The organism is Streptomyces sp. NBC_01520 (assembly GCF_045040375.1).
Taxonomy (GTDB): Bacteria; Actinomycetota; Actinomycetes; order Streptomycetales; family Streptomycetaceae; genus Streptomyces.
On record NZ_CP109404.1, the window covers coordinates 5,268,555 to 5,285,070 of the forward strand.

Genomic DNA, 16,516 nt, shown 5'->3' on the forward strand with positions numbered 1-16,516 from the left:
TTAGAGCCAGCCGTTGCGCTTGAGGGTGCGGTGGATGGAGAAACAGACGACGCCGATGACGGCCAGCACCATCGGATAGCCGTAGGTCCACCGCAGTTCCGGCATGTGGTCGAAGTTCATGCCGTAGACGCCGCAGATCATCGTCGGTACGGCGATGATGGCCGCCCAGGACGTGATCTTGCGCATGTCCTCGTTCTGCGTGACGGTGGCCTGCGCCAGGTTGGCCTGGAGGATCGAGTTCAGCAACTCGTCGAAGCCGATGACCTCTTCGTGCACCCGGGCCAGGTGGTCGGCCACATCGCGGAAGTACTTCTGGATGTCGGGATCGATCAGCCGCATGGGGCGCTCGCTCAGCAGCTGCATCGGCCGCAGCAGTGGCGAGACGGCGCGCTTGAACTCCAGCACCTCGCGCTTCAGCTGGTAGATCCGCCCCGCGTCCGAACCGCGCGGACTGCCCTTCGCCGGGGTGGAGAACACATCGATCTCCACCTCGTCGATGTCGTCCTGCACGGAGGCCGCCACCGCGATGTAGCCGTCCACGACATGGTCGGCGATCGAGTGCAGCACGGCCGAGGGGCCCTTGGCGAGCAGCTCCGGGTCGTCCTGGAGCCGGTGGCGCAGGGCACGGAGCGAGCCCTGCCCGCCGTGCCGGACGGTGATGACGAAGTCCCGTCCGGTGAAGCACATCACCTCACCCGTCTCCACCACCTCGCTGGTCGCGGTCAGCTCGGCGTGCTCGACGTAGTGGATCGTCTTGAAGACGGTGAACAGCGTGTCGTCGTACCGCTCCAGCTTGGGCCGCTGGTGGGCGTGGACGGCGTCCTCCACGGCGAGCGGGTGGAGGCCGAACTCCCTTGCGATACCGGCGAATTCCTCCTCGGTCGGCTCGTGCAGGCCGATCCAGGCGAAGCCGCCGCCCTCCCGCACGCGCAGCATCGCCTCGTGCGGGGTCTGGCAGGCGTCGGCCGCGAGACGGCTCCCGTCCCGGTAGACCGCACAGTCGACGACCGCGCTGGAGACGGTCGGGTCACGGGTGGTGTCGTAGCTGTTGTACGGGGTGTTGCTCTTGCGCAGGGACGGGCGCACGGCGGCGCGCAGGTCGCGGATCATCGACAAGGCTGACTCCTTCACGGAGGGCCGTCGGCGGGGCGTGGAACAGCCCGGAATGGGGACGTGCGCTCACGTCCGCAAAGCGGGCGGCACCGCGCGGGCGCGATGACGGCGTTCGCTACAGACAGGCAAAAACGAGGGGCTCTTCCGGTGCGCGAACTGCCGCGAACACGTCCTGGGAGGGCGTCAGATCACGGAAGGACGGTGTCGCGCGGAAGGGCGGTTGGTACTGCACGGTCGACTTGGATCCACCGCAGCCCCACCTCCTCCGGCCGGTCCCCCGTGGGGGATCACGTGTTGTCGGGACTGAGAGCGACGCTTGGCGTGCTGTCCCGACCGGCGGCCCAGGCTATCAGCCGACTCGGGGTCAATCCCTTCCTTTGCCCGTTGGAGACGCGTTCTATGCTCGCGGCATGGGAGAAATTCTTGATCTGGTCGAGGCCCGGCTCCGCACGGCCCTGGGGGAACCGGACGCGCGCGCCGATGTGACGTTCCTCGGCACGGACCGGATCGAGGTGCTCCGCTTCATCGACGGCGACGTGGTGCGCTACGCCACGCTGGGCATGTCCGCCCAGCCGATGGCCGACCCCACCTCACCGCTGGCCGACCCTGTGAAGGGCCCGCGCGCGGAGCTCGTCCTGTCCGTACGGGCGGGGCTCGCCGCCACCGACGAGGTGCTCAGGCCCCTCGCCGTACTGGCCGCGTCCCCGCAGGTCGAAGGGCTGATCGTGGCCCCGGGGGCGTCGCTGGACCTCGGTACGCCGCTCTGGTCCGGGGCGCCCTTCAGCTCCGTCCTGGTCGCCGAGCCGGGCGGTCTCGTCGAGGACCTGGAGCTGGACGCCCCGATGGATCCGGTCCACTTCCTGCCGCTCCTGCCGATGACGCACAACGAGGCCGCCTGGAAGCGGGTCAGGGGAGCCCAGGAACTCCAGGAGCGCTGGCTGTCGCAGGGCACGGATCTGCGGGACCCGCTGCGCGCCTCCGTCGCCCTCGACTGAGCCGGCCCGCGGGGCGCCGCGCTGCGGACGGGTGATCGTCCTTGACGGCACGACGCCCGAAGAGGACCGTTGGGGGGTATGAGGGGCGAACCCAGTTGCCCGATGTGCGGTGGCCGGGTCAGGGCGCCCGGTCTTTTCGCCGACGCCTGGCAGTGTTCAGCGCACGGCCAGGTGCACCCGATGCAGCCGGTGATCCCGCCCAGCGTCGAGGCGCTCGGTGTGGTCGTGCACCGGGCGAGGGTGCCGGTGTGGATGCCCTGGCCGCTCCCGGTGGGCTGGTTGTTCACGGGCGCGGCGTACGCGGGCGACGACCGCAGCGGCGGCCGGGCGACGGCCGTGGCCTGCTCCGGGCCCGGACCCCTCGGAGGCATGGGCGAGCTGCTGCTCGTCGCCGAGGAGCTAGGCGTGGGGCTCGGTGCCCGCTACGCCGGCATCGACGGCCCCGACCCCGGCTCCGGACTGTGCGCCGACGGGGCACCGGACGCCAAGGTGCTCGCCGCCGGACGCCCCACCCCCCTCTGGCACGTCAAGGACGCCCCGGACGACCGGGCGGTCTTCGCGGGCGAGGCGCGCGGCCTGTGGCTCTGGGCGATCGTCTGGCCCGAGCAGGCCGGACTCCTGATGTACGACGAACTGGTGCTGACCGATCTGCGTGACGCCGGCGGAGAGGTGGACCTCCTGCCGTGCGGGGCGCTCACCCCCCGGCTGCTCACGACGCCCTGACCGGGCGACCCGCCGGGGCGACGACGGCCCGGGGATCGGGCGAAGAGGGCCGGGGCATGGTGGCCGCCGGTTATCCTGGAGCGTCCCCTTTCCGTCCCCAGCACTGGAGTACGCGTCGTGCGCATCGATCTGCACACCCACTCCACCGCTTCGGACGGCACGGACACCCCCGCCGAGCTGGTGGCCAGCGCCGCCGCGGCGGGCCTGGACGTCGTCGCCCTCACGGACCACGACACCGTGCGCGGCCACGCGGAAGCGGTCGCCGCCCTGCCCGAGGGGCTGACCCTCGTCACGGGCGCCGAGCTCTCCTGCCGTGTCGACGGTGTCGGCCTGCACATGCTGGCCTATCTCTTCGACCCCTCCGAGCCCGAACTGGCCCGTGAGCGCGAGCTGGTCCGGGACGACCGGGTGCCCCGCGCGCGGACCATGGTGCGCAAGCTCCAGGAGCTCGGCGTCCCGGTCGCCTGGGAGCAGGTCGCGCGGATCGCCGGGGACGGCTCGGTCGGCCGCCCGCACATCGCCACCGCACTCGTGGAGCTCGGCGTCGTCGGCTCGGTCTCCGACGCCTTCACCCCCGACTGGCTCGCCGACGGCGGACGCGCGTACGCCGAGAAGCACGAACTCGACCCGTTCGACGCGATCCGGCTGGTCAAGGCCGCCGGTGGCGTCACGGTCTTCGCCCACCCCCTCGCCGTCAAGCGCGGCGAAGTGGTCCCCGAAGCCGTGATCGCCCGCCTCGCGGCCGCGGGCCTCGACGGCATCGAAGTGGACCACATGGACCACGACGAGCCCACCAGGGCCCGGCTGCGCGGGCTGGCGGCCGAACTGGGGCTGTTGCCCACCGGGTCCAGCGACTACCACGGCACCCGCAAGACCGTCCGGCTCGGGGAGTACACCACCGACCCCGAGATCTACGGCGAGATCACCCGGCGCGCCACGGGAGCGTTCCCCGTGCCGGGCGCCGGCGGAGCGCTACTCGCGTAACGCGCTCCCCGCACGCGATTCCCCTTCCCCTTTCTGCGCCGTACCCCGGCGCGGTCCCGCGCATGCCGCCGTCGCGGCCGCGTGCCCCCTGTTCACCCCGCTCTTCTCTCGCAAGGCTCACTGTGTTCGACGTCGCTGTCTTCGGATCCCTCTTTCTCACCCTTTTCGTGATTATGGATCCGCCCGGAATCACCCCGATCTTCCTGGCCCTCACGGCGGGCCGCCCCGCCAAGGTGCAGCGCAGGATGGCCCTGCAGGCGGTCGCCGTCGCCTTCGGTGTGATCACCGTCTTCGGTCTGCTCGGCCAGCAGATCCTCGACTACCTGCACGTCTCCGTACCCGCGCTGATGATCGCGGGCGGGCTCCTCCTGCTGCTGATCGCACTGGACCTGCTCACCGGCAAGACGGACGAGCCGACGCAGACCAAGGACGTCAACGTGGCCCTCGTGCCGCTGGGCATGCCGCTGCTCGCCGGACCCGGTGCGATCGTCTCGGTCATCCTGGCGGTGCAGAACGCCGACGGCGCCGGCGGTCAGATCGCGGTCTGGTCCGCGATCCTCGTCATGCACCTCGTGCTCTGGCTGGCCATGCGGTACTCGCTGCTGATCATCCGCGTGATCAAGGACGGCGGTGTGGTGCTGGTGACCCGCCTCGCCGGAATGATGCTCTCGGCCATCGCCGTCCAGCAGATCATCAACGGCGTCACGCAGGTGATCCAGAACTCCTGACGCCCGGACAGCACAACGCCCCCGCACGGACCGTCCGTGCGGGGGCGCATCTTTTCAGCGGCGCAAAGCGATATAAGGCGTTACGAAGCCGACGCATCGGCCGGCCGGATGTAGATGCGCTGGCCCATGGAGGCGGCCTGCTGCACGATCCGGTTGACGGAGGCGGCGTCCACGACGGTGCTGTCCACGGCGGTACCGTCGACATCGTCGAGTCGCATGATCTCGAAGCGCATATGGCTTCCCTTCGTCTGATCCTCCTGCTGGAGAACTACTTGGAGGACGGGCTGGCCGTCCGAAAAGGTCGGGGAGCGCCAGGCGCCGGTGCCTCGTGCTCCACAGGGGGTACAACGGCTTGCCCTCTGCAAACATTCCCTACGCTAAGGAAATTTTTTGGATGTCTAAGTACCCGCCGGTAATGGAGCATGTGCAGACAATGAGGTCCGTATGAATCACGCGGACACACAACCGGACGAAGGACCGGGCATCCGGGAGCAGCTGGACCGCACCAACGAGCTGCTCCAGCGCGTACTCGCGGAGGTGTCGAAGACCCCCTCCACCCACGCGATCTTCGTGGACGCGGGCTACGTGTACGCCGCGGCCGGACTGCTCGTCACCGGCACCGAGGACCGCCGGTCCTTCGACCTCGACGCGGAAGGGCTGATCGAGGCCTTCATCGACAAGGCGCGCACGATCTTCGCGGACAGCAGGCTGTTGCGGGTCTACTGGTACGACGGGGCCCGGCGCCGGATCCACACCGTCGAGCAGCAGTCCATCGCCGAGCTTCCCGACGTCAAGGTCAGGCTCGGCAACCTCAACGCCAACAACCAGCAGAAGGGCGTCGACTCACTCATCCGCACGGACCTGGAATCACTCGCCCGGCACCGCGCCATCAGCGACGCGGCACTCGTCGGCGGCGACGAGGACCTTGTGTCGGCCGTCGAGGCCGCACAGGGGTACGGGGCCCGCGTCCACCTCTGGGGCATCGAGGCCGGCGAGGGGCGCAACCAGGCCGAGCCGCTGCTCTGGGAGGTCGACAGCCAGCGCACCTTCGACCTCGACTTCTGCCGTCCCTACGTGACCCGCCGCTCCGTCACGATGTACGAGGACGACGGTCCGGCCCCGGCACGCGAGGACGTCCGCTTCGTGGGCGCGCAGATCGCCGCCACCTGGCTCTCCTCGCGCGGCCGCGAATCCCTCGCCGACCTGCTGCCCGGACACCCCTACCTGCCGGGCTCCGTCGACCAGGACCTCCTCGTCGAGGCCGAACGGCTGCTCCAGCACTCGCTGCGCGGCCACGCCCCGCTGCGCCGCGCACTGCGTGACGGCTTCTGGCAGCACCTGCAGGCGCAGTTCTGATCCCGCGGGGTCAGAGGCCGTCCCAGAACGCGACGAGGGCCGCCGCCGTCTCCAGCGGCCGCGCCGTGTTGGGGGAGTGCTCGGCTCCCCCGATCACGGTGCGGCGGGCCCCCAGGCGCCGGGCCATGTCGTCCAGCAGGGGCACGGGCCAGACGTCGTCCCGCTCGCCCGACACCACATGGAAGGGGAGGGGGAGCGCGGCGAGCCCGGCCACCCGGTCGGGCTCGGCGGACAACTGCGCGCCGGTGGCGATCAGCTGCGCCGGGTCGTGGAGCATCCACCGGCGGCGCAGTTCCTCACCGTCGCCGGTGTCCGCGTCCTCGGGCGGGTCCAGGGCCCGCATCGCCTCCCAGACCTCGGCCATGGTCCAGCGGGAGAGGGCGTCGCCGAGCAGCTGTGCCTTCTTCTGCTGGTCGGTGGTGATCTCGGCGGGTCCGGACGACATCAGGGTCAGTGAACGGAACGGCCCGGCGTCGATCAGCATCGCCGCGCGAGCGATCTGGCCGCCCAGCGAGTGTCCGAGCAGATGGATGCCACCGGGTCCGCCGATGTCGTCGAGCGCGGCGGCCTGGGCCAGCACGTCGCGGGCCAACTCGCCCTGTGCGTACGACTCCTGACGACCCGTCCCCTCGGTTTCGTACTGACCGCGGCCATCGACGGAGACCACCCGGTAGCCGGCGGCGGCCAGCGGGTCGAGCATCGCGATGAAGTCCTCCTTGCTGCCCGTGTACCCGGGCAGCAGGAGGGCGGTGGAGTGCGCCCCGGCAGGCGGTGCGGCATCCAGCACGGCGAAGTCGCCGCGCTCGGTGTGCAGCACGCGGGCACGGGCACAGGGCGGCGGGGTGAAAGTGGGGGGCCGGCTCATGGAGCGAGGCTATCGCCGGAGCCCTGGGGCTGCCCGGGCAGGGCTACGGCCCCGGCCCCCGCACTGTGCGGGGACCGGGGCCGTAGGCACGGTACTGCGGCCGGATCAGGCCTCGGTCGCCTCGGCGGCCGTCGTGGCGCGGGCCCGGCGGCGGCGCGGCTTGGCGGCCGCGTCCTCGCCCGTCACGGCCTCGGACACCGCGGCCGTCTCCGCCTTCACTGCGGCGGCGCGCGGCCGGCGACGGCGCGGCTTGGTCTCCGCCTCGTCCTCGGACACTGCCGGGGGCGCGGTCACCGCCTCGGTCTTCGGCTTGACGGCGGCACGCGGCCGGCGTCGCTGCTTCGTCTCGACCACGGGCTCGGACACCGGAGCGATCTGGAAGTCGACCTCGTCGGCCGGCTTGACCACCCGGGTACGACGACGCGGCTTGGTGACCACGGGCTCCGCCACCGGGGCGGCGATGGCCACGGTCTGGAAGTCGACCACCGGCTCGGCGGCCGGGGCCGGAGCCACCGCCTCGGCGACCGGCTTCACGGCCGTGGCGCGGGCCCGGCGGCGGCGCGGCTTCGGGTCGGCCACCGGCTCCGCATCGGCCACGGGCACGGCCTCGACGACGGCGGGCGCGGCAGGAGCCTCGGCCACGGCCACCGCGGCCACCGCGGCCTCCACGACGCCCTCGGGCGCCACGGCACGGGTACGCCGACGGCGACGCGGGGTACGCGGCTCCGCCGAATCGTCGCCCGCCACCTCGGTGGACGGTGCGGGCACCGTCACGGCGCCCTCTTCGAGGGTGCTGCCGCTCCGCGTGCGACGACGCTGACGCGGCGTACGCGGCGGGCGCTCCTCACGAGGGGCCGCCGCAGCGGGCGCGGCGGACTTGCGGCCACGGCCGCCGGTCTCGCCGAGGTCCTCGATCTCCTCCGCGCGCAGACCCGCACGGGTCCGCTCGGTGCGTGGCAGGACACCCTTGGTGCCGGCCGGGATGCTGAGGTCCTCGTACAGGTGCGGGGACGTGGAGTACGTCTCCGCCGGGTCCGGGAACTTCAGGTCCAGGGCCTTGTTGATCAGCTGCCAGCGCGGGATGTCGTCCCAGTCGACCAGCGTGATCGCGATGCCTTTGGCACCCGCGCGGCCGGTACGGCCGATGCGGTGGAGGTACGTCTTCTCGTCCTCCGGCGACTGGTAGTTGATGACATGGGTCACACCCTCGACGTCGATGCCGCGCGCGGCGACATCGGTGCAGACGAGGACGTCCACCTTGCCGTTGCGGAAGGCGCGCAGCGCCTGCTCGCGGGCGCCCTGGCCCAGGTCGCCGTGGACCGCGCCGGACGCGAAGCCGCGCTTCTCCAGCTGCTCGGCGATGTCGGCCGCCGTCCGCTTCGTACGGCAGAAGATCATCGCGAGCCCGCGGCCCTCGGCCTGCAGGATGCGCGAGACCATCTCGGGCTTGTCCATCGAGTGGGCGCGGTAGACGTACTGCGCCGTGTTCTTGACGGTCGTGCCCTCGTCGTCGGGCGAGGTGGCGTTGATGTGGGTCGGCTGCGACATGTAGCGACGCGCGAGACTGATGACCGCGCCCGGCATGGTGGCCGAGAACAGCATGGTCTGGCGCTTCGGCGGCAGCATGGTGATGATGCGCTCGACGTCGGGCAGGAAGCCCAGGTCCAGCATCTCGTCGGCCTCGTCGAGGACGAGGACCCGGATGTGCGACAGGTCGAGCTTGCGCTGGCCCGCAAGGTCGAGCAGACGGCCCGGGGTGCCGACGATCACGTCGACGCCCTTCTTGAGCGCTTCGACCTGGGGCTCGTAGGCCCGGCCGCCGTAGATCGCGAGAACGCGGACGTTACGCACCTTGCCGGCGGTGAGCAGGTCGTTGGTGACCTGCTGGCACAGCTCGCGGGTGGGAACGACGATCAGGGCCTGCGGCGCGTCCGTCAGCTTGTCGGGCGCGGCGCGGCCCGCCTCCACGTCGGCGGGGACGGTCACACGCTCCAGGAGCGGCAGACCGAAACCGAGCGTCTTGCCGGTGCCGGTCTTGGCCTGGCCGATGACGTCGGAGCCGGAGAGCGCTACGGGGAGCGTCATCTCCTGGATGGGGAACGGGGACATGATGCCGACCGCCTCGAGGGCTTCGGCCGTCTCGGTAAGGATTCCGAGGTCGCGGAACGTAGTCAGGGTGCTGCCTCTTCTGTGAGACGCGGCCCGAGGCGAACGCTGGGGGTCGTACCGTGCCGGGGTTGGTCATCCGGCCGTGGATGGGCCGGGTGGCGCGGGACCACTGCCGTCGCTCGAGCGCTCGTGCCGCTGAGGGGGCCCCTCATCTGCGGGTCGTGCCTATCGCACACACCGCGTGGAGGGCTGTCGGGTCGGAGCCGATCGGGCCACCGACCGGGCATCCTCATTCAAGGTCGCGCTCCTGGCACAAGAAAATGCTCAGTAAGCGCAATACCACTGTACCCCGGATTCGCGCATGTGTGTTGGGCGAATTCATCGGAACGGTGTGATGTCTCCGGTCGGCCAGGCCCTTCCACCCTCCCACGAGCGGGCTATTCTGCGCTCCATGGAGACGCCTGACAACGCCAATGAAGCAACCGACGAAGCGCCCGCACCCACCGCAATCGCCGCCCAGGACTGGGTGACCGCGTCCGCCGAGCCGCAGTACCGCGCCGCGGTCGTGGATCTGCTCGGCGCACTCGCCTACGGGGAACTGGCGGCCTTCGAGCGGCTCGCCGAGGACGCGAAACTCGCGCCGACACTCGGTGACAAGGCGGCACTGGCGAAGATGGCGTCCGCCGAATTCCATCATTTCGAGACGCTGACCGACCGGCTGACCGCGATCGACGAGGAGCCGACGGCGGCCATGGAGCCCTTCGCCAAGGCACTGGACGACTTCCACCGGCAGACCGCGCCGTCGGACTGGCTGGAGGGCCTGGTCAAGGCGTACGTCGGCGATTCGATCGCCAGTGACTTCTACCGCGAGATCGCGGCCCGCCTCGACATCGACACCCGCTCCCTCGTCCTCGCCGTGCTCGACGACACGGGCCACGGGAACTTCGCGGTCGAGAAGGTGCGCGCCGCCATCGAGGCGGAGCCCCGGGTCGGCGGCAGGCTCGCCCTGTGGGCGCGCAGGCTGATGGGTGAGGCGCTCTCGCAGGCCCAGCGCGTGGTCGCCGACCGTGACGCCCTGTCGACGATGCTCGTGGGCGGGGTGGCCGACGGCTTCGACCTGGCCGAGGTCGGCCGGATGTTCTCCAGGATCACCGAGGCCCACACCAAGCGCATGGCCGCACTCGGTCTCGCGGCCTGACCGGGCCTACTGGGCCGGTGCGGACCGCACCGGCCGGCCGCCGCGCGGACGGATCAGCAGGGAGAGGGTCACCGCGCCGACCAGCAGGGCACCGGTCGGCGTCGCCATGACGTGGCCGGAGCCCAGCGTCGAGTGCGTCAGATACGCACCGAACAGGGCGCCGAGCGTACCGGTGACGAGCACCGTGCGGTGGGACGGGAGCCGGCCCGGCAGGGTGCGGAGCGCCACCCACGAAAGGGCGAGTCCGAGCACGACGGAGCTGATGGATTCCCAGAGCACAGAGGGTCACCTCGCTTGATTGCGCGGCGGGCAGTTCGGTCGTAGGCGGTACTACCCGGGCCTGCGGAATGCAACCCTCCCCGGGTCCCCGGAAACCCTCCCGAGGGAAGATCCGGTGAAAAGAAGATGGAGGCCCGGCGGACATCCGCCGGGCCTCCACCTCTGTCCTTGCGTCGCGCGACCTACAGCGCGCCGAACCCCACCCGCCGGGTGCTGGGCTCGCCGATCTCCACGTACGCGATCCGGTCGGCCGGCACCAGAACCTTGCGGCCCTTGTCGTCCGTGAGGCTGAGCAGCTGCGCCTTGCCGTTGAGCGCCTCGCCGACCGCGCTCTCGACCTCTTCGGCGGAAAGCCCGCTCTCCAGAACGATCTCCCGGGGCGTGTGCTGCACCCCGATCTTGACCTCCACGGCTATGTCCCTCCGACGGTCCGTCTCTGCGCGGTGAACCGCGCCGTACGCAGCACACATTAGCCCGGTGAAGGGACGGACCACGGGTCGACCGGCAACGCCCGCAGCGAACACCGCCGCCGCGCCGGTCCGCGCCGGTGCCGCGGATCAGTGCTGATCGATACCGTGCAGCGGGAATCCCGCGATGCCCCGCCACGCGAGCGAGGTCAGCAGCTGCACCGCCGTGTCACGCGGAATGGCGGACCGGCTGGACAGCCAGTAGCGCGCCACCACCTGGGAGACACCGCCGAGACCGACCGCGAGAAGCATCGACTCCTCCTTGGACAGGCCCGTGTCGCCGGCGATCACGTCGGAGATGGCCTCCGCGCACTGCAGCGAGACCCGGTCGACCCGTTCGCGCACGGCCGGCTCGTTCGTCAGGTCGGACTCGAAGACCAGACGGAAGGCGCCGCCCTCGTCCTCCACGTACGCGAAGTAGGCGTCCATCGTCGCCTCGACGCGCAGCTTGTTGTCCGTCGTCGAGGCGAGCGCCGTGCGGACCGCCTGGAGCAGTGACTCGCAGTGCTGGTCGAGAAGTGCCAGGTAGAGCTCCAGCTTGCCGGGGAAGTGCTGGTAGAGCACCGGCTTGCTGACGCCCGCCCGCTCGGCGATGTCGTCCATCGCGGCGGAGTGGTAGCCCTGCGCGACGAAGACCTCCTGCGCAGCGCCCAGCAGCTGATTGCGTCGGGCACGGCGGGGCAGGCGAGTGCCCCGCGGGCGCGCTGCCTCTGTCTGCTCGATGGCTGTCACGCCGCCTCCCAAATTCGTGATCGAACACAGTCGTACCGTGCACGCTGCGCCGTGGGGCCATCGTACTTTTGAGTAACCCGGGTGCGCGCGGCGCGGACGCAGAATTTCACGTACCGGACCACTCCGGTAGCCACAGGCGGAGCGACTGGTGACGCAAAGAGGGGCGTATTACCGGTAATCGTCCTCATCCTGTGCGACGACACGCGCCTGTTCCGCCGCATCCGCCTCATCGGCCCTGCCCCGGTCGATGTCCGTGAGCGGTTCGTCGCGCTTCTGCAGGACCTCGGCGCGCTGTTCGGCGGAGTCCGCCTCGGGCGCCTCCTGGTCCCGTTCCTCGGGCTGGACGTCCTCGGTCTCCTCGAAGGTGTCCGGGTCGCTCGGGTCGACCGTCATGGTGGCTCCCTTCCTTCCCTTGAAGCCTAGGAGCATCCCTCCACAGGCGCTATGCGGCCTGTGACCGCGAACACATGAACCAGCGCGTGATCGTCTCGTAACATTGCCGCATGTCTTCGACCGAGCTGCCGGGTACCCGCGCCGCCGCCGCCGCGGTGGCGCCCACGGTCAGTGCCGTCCGGGTCGCGGAGGGTGAGAAGCTGCGCTCCGTCGAGCTGCCGGGGCTCACCCTGACGCTGCGGGCCCGCCCCGCGCGGACGGCCGGGCTCGCGCCCGCCCTCTACGTGCACGGCCTGGGCGGCTCCTCCCAGAACTGGTCGGCGCTGATGCCGCTGCTGGCCGACGTGGTCGACGGGGAGGCGGTCGACCTGCCCGGCTTCGGGGACTCCCCGCCGCCGGACGACGGCAACTACTCGGTCACCGGACACGCCCGGGCGGTGATCCGGCTGCTCGACGCGGGGCAGCGGGGACCCGTTCACCTTTTCGGCAACTCCTTGGGCGGCGCCGTTGCCACCCGGGTCGCGGCGGTACGCCCCGACCTGGTGCACACCCTGACGCTGATCTCACCGGCCCTGCCCGAGATCCGGGTGCAGCGGCCGGCCGTACCGACGGGGCTGCTCGCACTCCCGGGCGTCGCATCCCTGTTCTCCCGGCTCACCCGGGAGTGGACCGCGGAGCAGCGCACGCGCGGGGTCATGGCACTCTGTTACGGCGATCCGGCACGGATCTCCGAGGAGGCCTTCCGCCATGCGGTGGCCGAGATGGAGCGACGGCTGGAGCTGCCGTACTTCTGGGACGCCATGACACGCTCGGCACGGGGCATCGTCGATGCCTACACGCTGGGCGGGCAGCACGGGTTGTGGCGCCAGGCCGAGCGGGTGCTCGCACCGACCCTGCTGGTGTACGGCGGACGGGACCAGCTCGTCTCGTACCGGATGGCACGCAGAGCGTCCGCGGCCTTCCGCGGCTCGCGTCTGCTGACACTGCCCGACGCCGGGCACGTGGCGATGATGGAGTACCCGGAAACGGTCGCCCAGGCGTTCCGGGATCTGCTCGACGAACGCGGCAGGAGCTGATCCGGGGCGTGGGACGACACAGTCGAAAGGGCGCCGAGGCCAAAGGGCGCGACACCGGAGCCGCCGGCGAACACGGCACGACTCGTTCCGGGCCCGGCGGCGGCCGGCGCAGGCGCGATTCCGCCGCACCGCCCTCCGGCGAGGGTCACACCCCGTTCCACGATGTCCCGCAGACGCGGGGCGGCCATCCCGAACAGCGTGAGCCCGGCGGCGGATGGGGAACCGGCCCGCAGCCGCGGTACGACAGCGGGCAGGGTCCGGCGGGTGCCGCCCGGGACGCCTACACACGGCAGGCCGTGGCGCGGCAGCTGTCGGCCCAACAGGCCGCGCAGCGTGCCTCCGAGCGGCGTGCGCCGGTCCCCGGCGGTCCGCGGACCGGCGGCGTCCCGCTGATACCGGGCCCGCGCAGGGAGTTCCTCGACGCGTTCGACACCGCACCCTCGCGACCCGCACCGCCCGTCGGTCCCGAGGACGACGGCGTACCCCCCGGGCCCGGCGAGGCCGCCCTCGACGGCGACCGGGACGGCAGGGGAGGCAAGGGCCGCACCTTCACGGGGATCGCCGCAGCCGCGGTGACCACCGTGCTCGCGGTCGTGGTGGCCGGGCAGGTGGCGCAGGACTCCGGCGGGTCGGTCGTCTCGCAAGCCGCGGGTGTCGACCGCGAGGACGCCGAGGACGCCTCACGCTCGGTGGAACGCGCGACGCCCCAGGCGCCGCAGCCGCAGCCGCAGGTCAAGCCCATGTCGTACGCGGAGAAGATGGCCAGTGCCTATCCGCTGGCTCCCGACCTCAAGGCGACCGGGTCGTTCGAAGCGGTTCCCGGACTGGCGAAGGCCCCGGGCAAGGGGCAGAAGTACAAGTACCGGATCGATGTCGAGAAGGGCCTCGGTCTCGATGCCGGGCTGTTCGCCGAAGCCGTGCAGAAGACGCTGAACGACGACCGCAGTTGGGCGCACAACGGCGCCATGACCTTCGAGCGGATCTCCTCCGGGGAACCCGCTTTCGTCATCACGCTCGCCAGTCCCGGTACCACCGGGGTCTGGTGCGAGAAATCCGGCCTGGACACCACGGAGGACAACGTCTCCTGTGATTCCGCCGCCACCGACCGCGTCATGATCAACGCTTATCGATGGGCGCAGGGCGCCTCGACATTCGGCCCCGACAAACTCCTGGCCTACCGTCAGATGCTCATCAACCACGAGGTCGGCCACCGGCTGGGGCACAACCATGTGAGTTGCGGCACTCCGGGCGCACTGGCCCCCGTGATGCAGCAGCAGACCAAGACGCTGGAGATCGAGGGCATCAAGTGCCGTCCCAACCCCTGGGTATATCCGGGTAGTTGATCCGCCGGAGAGGCGGGAGCCGGGGCCGCCGACGGCCGGCGGACGGACGCCTGGTCCGCATCGTGGGACGGGCGTCTTATTCCGCGTTGACATCGGGGGAGGGGTCGTTCATATTTCTCGGCATGTCACGCAGCCCCGAATCCTCCGAGCGCGCCGCCATTGAGCTGGCGCTGTTCGGCGTGGCCGGGCACTGCGTAGCCGACATTCTCTGTCGCTGACGCCTGCTCGAGCGCGCGTCGGTCCCGTGGTGAGCCTTTCCAGGCTCCCGCGGTCCCTCATGAATGCCGCGCCCGGGCGTATTCCGTCCGCAGGCGCGGCATTTCACCGTCCGGTGTCCCCTTTCCTCTGTGGAACCGGGTCTCGCTGTGCCTGCACGGGCGTTTCCGTTACCCCGCCGCAGTACACCGAGAGGTCATCTTCCGATGAGTCAGCCGTCCGTCATATCGCGCCGTGTGGCAACCACAGCAGCCGTCAGCCTCGCTCTGGTCGCGGGCCTCGCGGCCTGCGCGGGACCTCAGGACAACGCGGGGAGCGACGGCGAGTCCGGCGCCGGGGGCAAGCCGCAGAAGGGCGGCACCCTCACGGTCCTCAACAGCAACCCGCAGGAGGACTTCGACCCCGCGCGGCTCTACACCTCCGGCGGCGGCAACGTCCCCTCCCTCGTCTTCCGTACGCTCACCACCCGCAACCGCGAGGACGGCGCCGCGGGTGCCCAGGTCGTCCCCGACCTGGCGACGGACCTGGGCACGCCCAGCAAGAACGCCACCGTCTGGACGTACACGCTCAAGGACGGGCTGAAGTACGAGGACGGCACCGCGATCACCAGCGCGGACATCAAGTACGGCATCGAGCGTTCGTTCGCCCCCGAACTGTCCGGCGGCGCGCCCTACCTGCGCGACTGGCTGATCGGCGGGGCCGACTACCAGGGCCCGTACAAGGACAAGAAGGGCCTCGCCTCGATTGAGGTGCCGGACGCGAAGACCATCGTCTTCCACCTGAACAAGCCCGAGGGTGAATTCCCCTACCTCGCCACCCAGACCCAGACCACCCCGGTGCCGCAGGCGAAGGACAAGGGCACCAAGTACGAGGAGCACCCCCTCTCCTCGGGGCCCTACAAGGTCGTCTCGAACGAGAACGACGGCGAGCGGCTCGTCCTGGAGCGCAACCCGCACTGGTCGGCCGCCACCGACGAGGAGCGCAAGGCCTACCCGGACCGGATCGACGTACGCTCCGGGCTGGACTCCGCCGTCATCAACCAGCGCCTCTCCGCGTCACAGGGCGCCGACGCCGCGGCCGTCACCACGGACACCAACCTCGGCCCGGCCGAGCTCGCCAAGGTCTCCAGCGACAAGAAGCTCGCCGCCCGCGTCGGCACCGGCCACTTCGGCTACACCAACTACATCGCCTTCAACCCGAAGGTGAAGCCGTTCGACGACCCGAAGGTGCGCCAGGCGATCTCGTACGCCGTCGACCGCTCCTCGGTGATCAACGCGGCCGGCGGTTCCTCGCTCGCCGAGTCCGCCACCACCTACCTGCCGAACCAGAAGTCCTTCGGTTACACGCCCTACGACCACTTCCCGGCGGGCGAGACCGGCAACGCGGCCAAGGCGAAGGAACTGCTGAAGGAGGCGGGCCACGCCAAGGGCCTGACCGTCACCCTCACGCACTCCAACGACAAGGACTTCGAGACCAGCCCGGAGATCGCCACCGCCCTCCAGGCCGCCCTCAAGAAGGCCGGCATCACCGTCGAGCTCAAGGGCCTGGAGAGCAACGACTACTCCGACACCATCCACGACGCGTCCAAGGAGCCGGGCTTCTTCCTCGCCCACTGGGGTGCCGACTGGCCCTCCGGCGGTCCGTTCCTCGCGCCGATCTTCGACGGTCGCCAGATCGTGAAGGACGGGGCCAACTTCAACACCGGCTTCCTGGACGACGCGTCGGTCAACAAGGAGATCGACGAGATCAACAAGCTCACCGACCTGGACGCGGCCGCACAGCGCTGGGGCGCCCTCGACAAGAAGATCGGCGAGCGGGCGCTGACCGTGCCGCTCTTCCACCCGGTCTACAAGCGCCTCTTCGGCCAGGACATCAAGAACGTGGTCATCAGTGACTGGACCGGCGTTCTCGACATCTCCCAGGTCGCGGTCAAGTAACC

General features: G+C 70.6%; 18 protein-coding genes. 10 read left to right on the forward strand and 8 right to left on the reverse strand.

Going from position 1 to position 16,516, the window contains the following annotated elements; genetic code table 11:
• Positions 1–1,116: a magnesium and cobalt transport protein CorA gene (locus OG524_RS24130; protein ID WP_405388772.1), complete on the reverse strand. Its 1,116-nt coding sequence runs from the start codon at positions 1,114–1,116 to the stop codon at positions 1–3.
• A gap of 407 nt (positions 1,117–1,523) precedes the next feature.
• On the opposite strand from OG524_RS24130, the gene OG524_RS24135 reads away from it, so the two are divergent.
• The 4 genes from OG524_RS24135 (at position 1,524) to OG524_RS24150 (ending at position 4,543) form a co-directional block, all read left to right on the forward strand.
• Positions 1,524–2,108, forward strand: coding sequence for a suppressor of fused domain protein (locus OG524_RS24135; RefSeq protein WP_405388771.1), 585 nt, complete (start codon positions 1,524–1,526; stop codon positions 2,106–2,108).
• A gap of 78 nt (positions 2,109–2,186) precedes the next feature.
• Positions 2,187–2,831, forward strand: coding sequence for a DUF6758 family protein (locus OG524_RS24140; protein WP_405811665.1), 645 nt, complete (start codon positions 2,187–2,189; stop codon positions 2,829–2,831).
• Between the two features lie 117 nt (positions 2,832–2,948).
• Positions 2,949–3,815, forward strand: coding sequence for a PHP domain-containing protein (locus tag OG524_RS24145; RefSeq protein WP_405388769.1), 867 nt, complete (start codon positions 2,949–2,951; stop codon positions 3,813–3,815).
• A gap of 122 nt (positions 3,816–3,937) precedes the next feature.
• Complete coding sequence (locus OG524_RS24150) at positions 3,938–4,543, forward strand: MarC family protein (protein WP_405388768.1); 606 nt, start codon at positions 3,938–3,940, stop codon at positions 4,541–4,543.
• A gap of 80 nt (positions 4,544–4,623) precedes the next feature.
• Here the strand turns inward: OG524_RS24150 and OG524_RS24155 are convergent, their stop codons facing one another.
• Positions 4,624–4,776, reverse strand: a complete 153-nt coding sequence (locus tag OG524_RS24155; protein WP_164494125.1) for a hypothetical protein — start codon at positions 4,774–4,776, stop codon at positions 4,624–4,626.
• Between the two features lie 211 nt (positions 4,777–4,987).
• Here OG524_RS24155 and OG524_RS24160 point away from each other — a divergent pair, with 211 nt between their 5' ends.
• Positions 4,988–5,899: an NYN domain-containing protein gene (locus tag OG524_RS24160; protein ID WP_405388767.1), complete on the forward strand. Its 912-nt coding sequence runs from the start codon at positions 4,988–4,990 to the stop codon at positions 5,897–5,899.
• Between the two features lie 10 nt (positions 5,900–5,909).
• On the opposite strand, the gene OG524_RS24165 is transcribed toward OG524_RS24160, so the two are convergent.
• Together OG524_RS24165 and OG524_RS24170 are read right to left on the reverse strand one after the other, a co-directional pair.
• The gene (locus tag OG524_RS24165) at positions 5,910–6,764 is read right to left on the reverse strand and encodes an alpha/beta fold hydrolase (RefSeq protein ID WP_405388766.1); all 855 of its coding nucleotides are present in this window, start codon (positions 6,762–6,764) and stop codon (positions 5,910–5,912) included.
• Between the two features lie 105 nt (positions 6,765–6,869).
• Positions 6,870–8,873, reverse strand: coding sequence for a DEAD/DEAH box helicase (locus tag OG524_RS24170; RefSeq protein ID WP_405388765.1), 2,004 nt, complete (start codon positions 8,871–8,873; stop codon positions 6,870–6,872).
• Positions 8,874–9,324: 451 nt separating this feature from the next.
• On the opposite strand from OG524_RS24170, the gene OG524_RS24175 reads away from it, so the two are divergent.
• Positions 9,325–10,071 (forward strand): ferritin-like fold-containing protein, encoded by a 747-nt coding sequence (locus tag OG524_RS24175; RefSeq protein WP_405388764.1) that lies wholly within the window; start codon positions 9,325–9,327, stop codon positions 10,069–10,071.
• A gap of 6 nt (positions 10,072–10,077) precedes the next feature.
• Here the strand turns inward: OG524_RS24175 and OG524_RS24180 are convergent, their stop codons facing one another.
• The 4 genes from OG524_RS24180 to OG524_RS24195 form a co-directional block, all read right to left on the reverse strand.
• Positions 10,078–10,350: a hypothetical protein gene (locus OG524_RS24180; protein WP_405388763.1), complete on the reverse strand. Its 273-nt coding sequence runs from the start codon at positions 10,348–10,350 to the stop codon at positions 10,078–10,080.
• Between the two features lie 182 nt (positions 10,351–10,532).
• Entirely contained in the window at positions 10,533–10,760 is a 228-nt protein-coding gene (locus OG524_RS24185; protein WP_167526138.1) for a DUF3107 domain-containing protein, read from the reverse strand.
• A 147-nt stretch (positions 10,761–10,907) separates the two neighbouring features.
• Positions 10,908–11,549 (reverse strand): TetR/AcrR family transcriptional regulator, encoded by a 642-nt coding sequence (locus OG524_RS24190; RefSeq protein ID WP_384496679.1) that lies wholly within the window; start codon positions 11,547–11,549, stop codon positions 10,908–10,910.
• A gap of 168 nt (positions 11,550–11,717) precedes the next feature.
• A complete protein-coding gene (locus tag OG524_RS24195; protein WP_405388762.1) occupies positions 11,718–11,942 on the reverse strand; it encodes a hypothetical protein in 225 nt (74 codons plus the stop codon).
• A 110-nt stretch (positions 11,943–12,052) separates the two neighbouring features.
• Here OG524_RS24195 and OG524_RS24200 point away from each other — a divergent pair, with 110 nt between their 5' ends.
• The 4 genes from OG524_RS24200 (at position 12,053) to OG524_RS24215 (ending at position 16,514) form a co-directional block, all read left to right on the forward strand.
• Positions 12,053–13,018 carry an alpha/beta fold hydrolase gene (locus OG524_RS24200; protein WP_405388761.1) on the forward strand — a complete coding sequence of 322 codons (966 nt, stop codon included), beginning with the start codon at positions 12,053–12,055 and terminating at the stop codon, positions 13,016–13,018.
• Positions 13,019–13,026: 8 nt separating this feature from the next.
• Entirely contained in the window at positions 13,027–14,361 is a 1,335-nt protein-coding gene (locus tag OG524_RS24205; protein ID WP_405388760.1) for a DUF3152 domain-containing protein, read from the forward strand.
• A gap of 122 nt (positions 14,362–14,483) precedes the next feature.
• Entirely contained in the window at positions 14,484–14,579 is a 96-nt protein-coding gene (locus tag OG524_RS24210) for an Ms4533A family Cys-rich leader peptide (RefSeq protein ID WP_405388759.1), read from the forward strand.
• 204 nt (positions 14,580–14,783) lie between these two features.
• Entirely contained in the window at positions 14,784–16,514 is a 1,731-nt protein-coding gene (locus tag OG524_RS24215; protein WP_405388758.1) for an ABC transporter substrate-binding protein, read from the forward strand.
• Positions 16,515–16,516 lie beyond the last annotated feature (2 nt).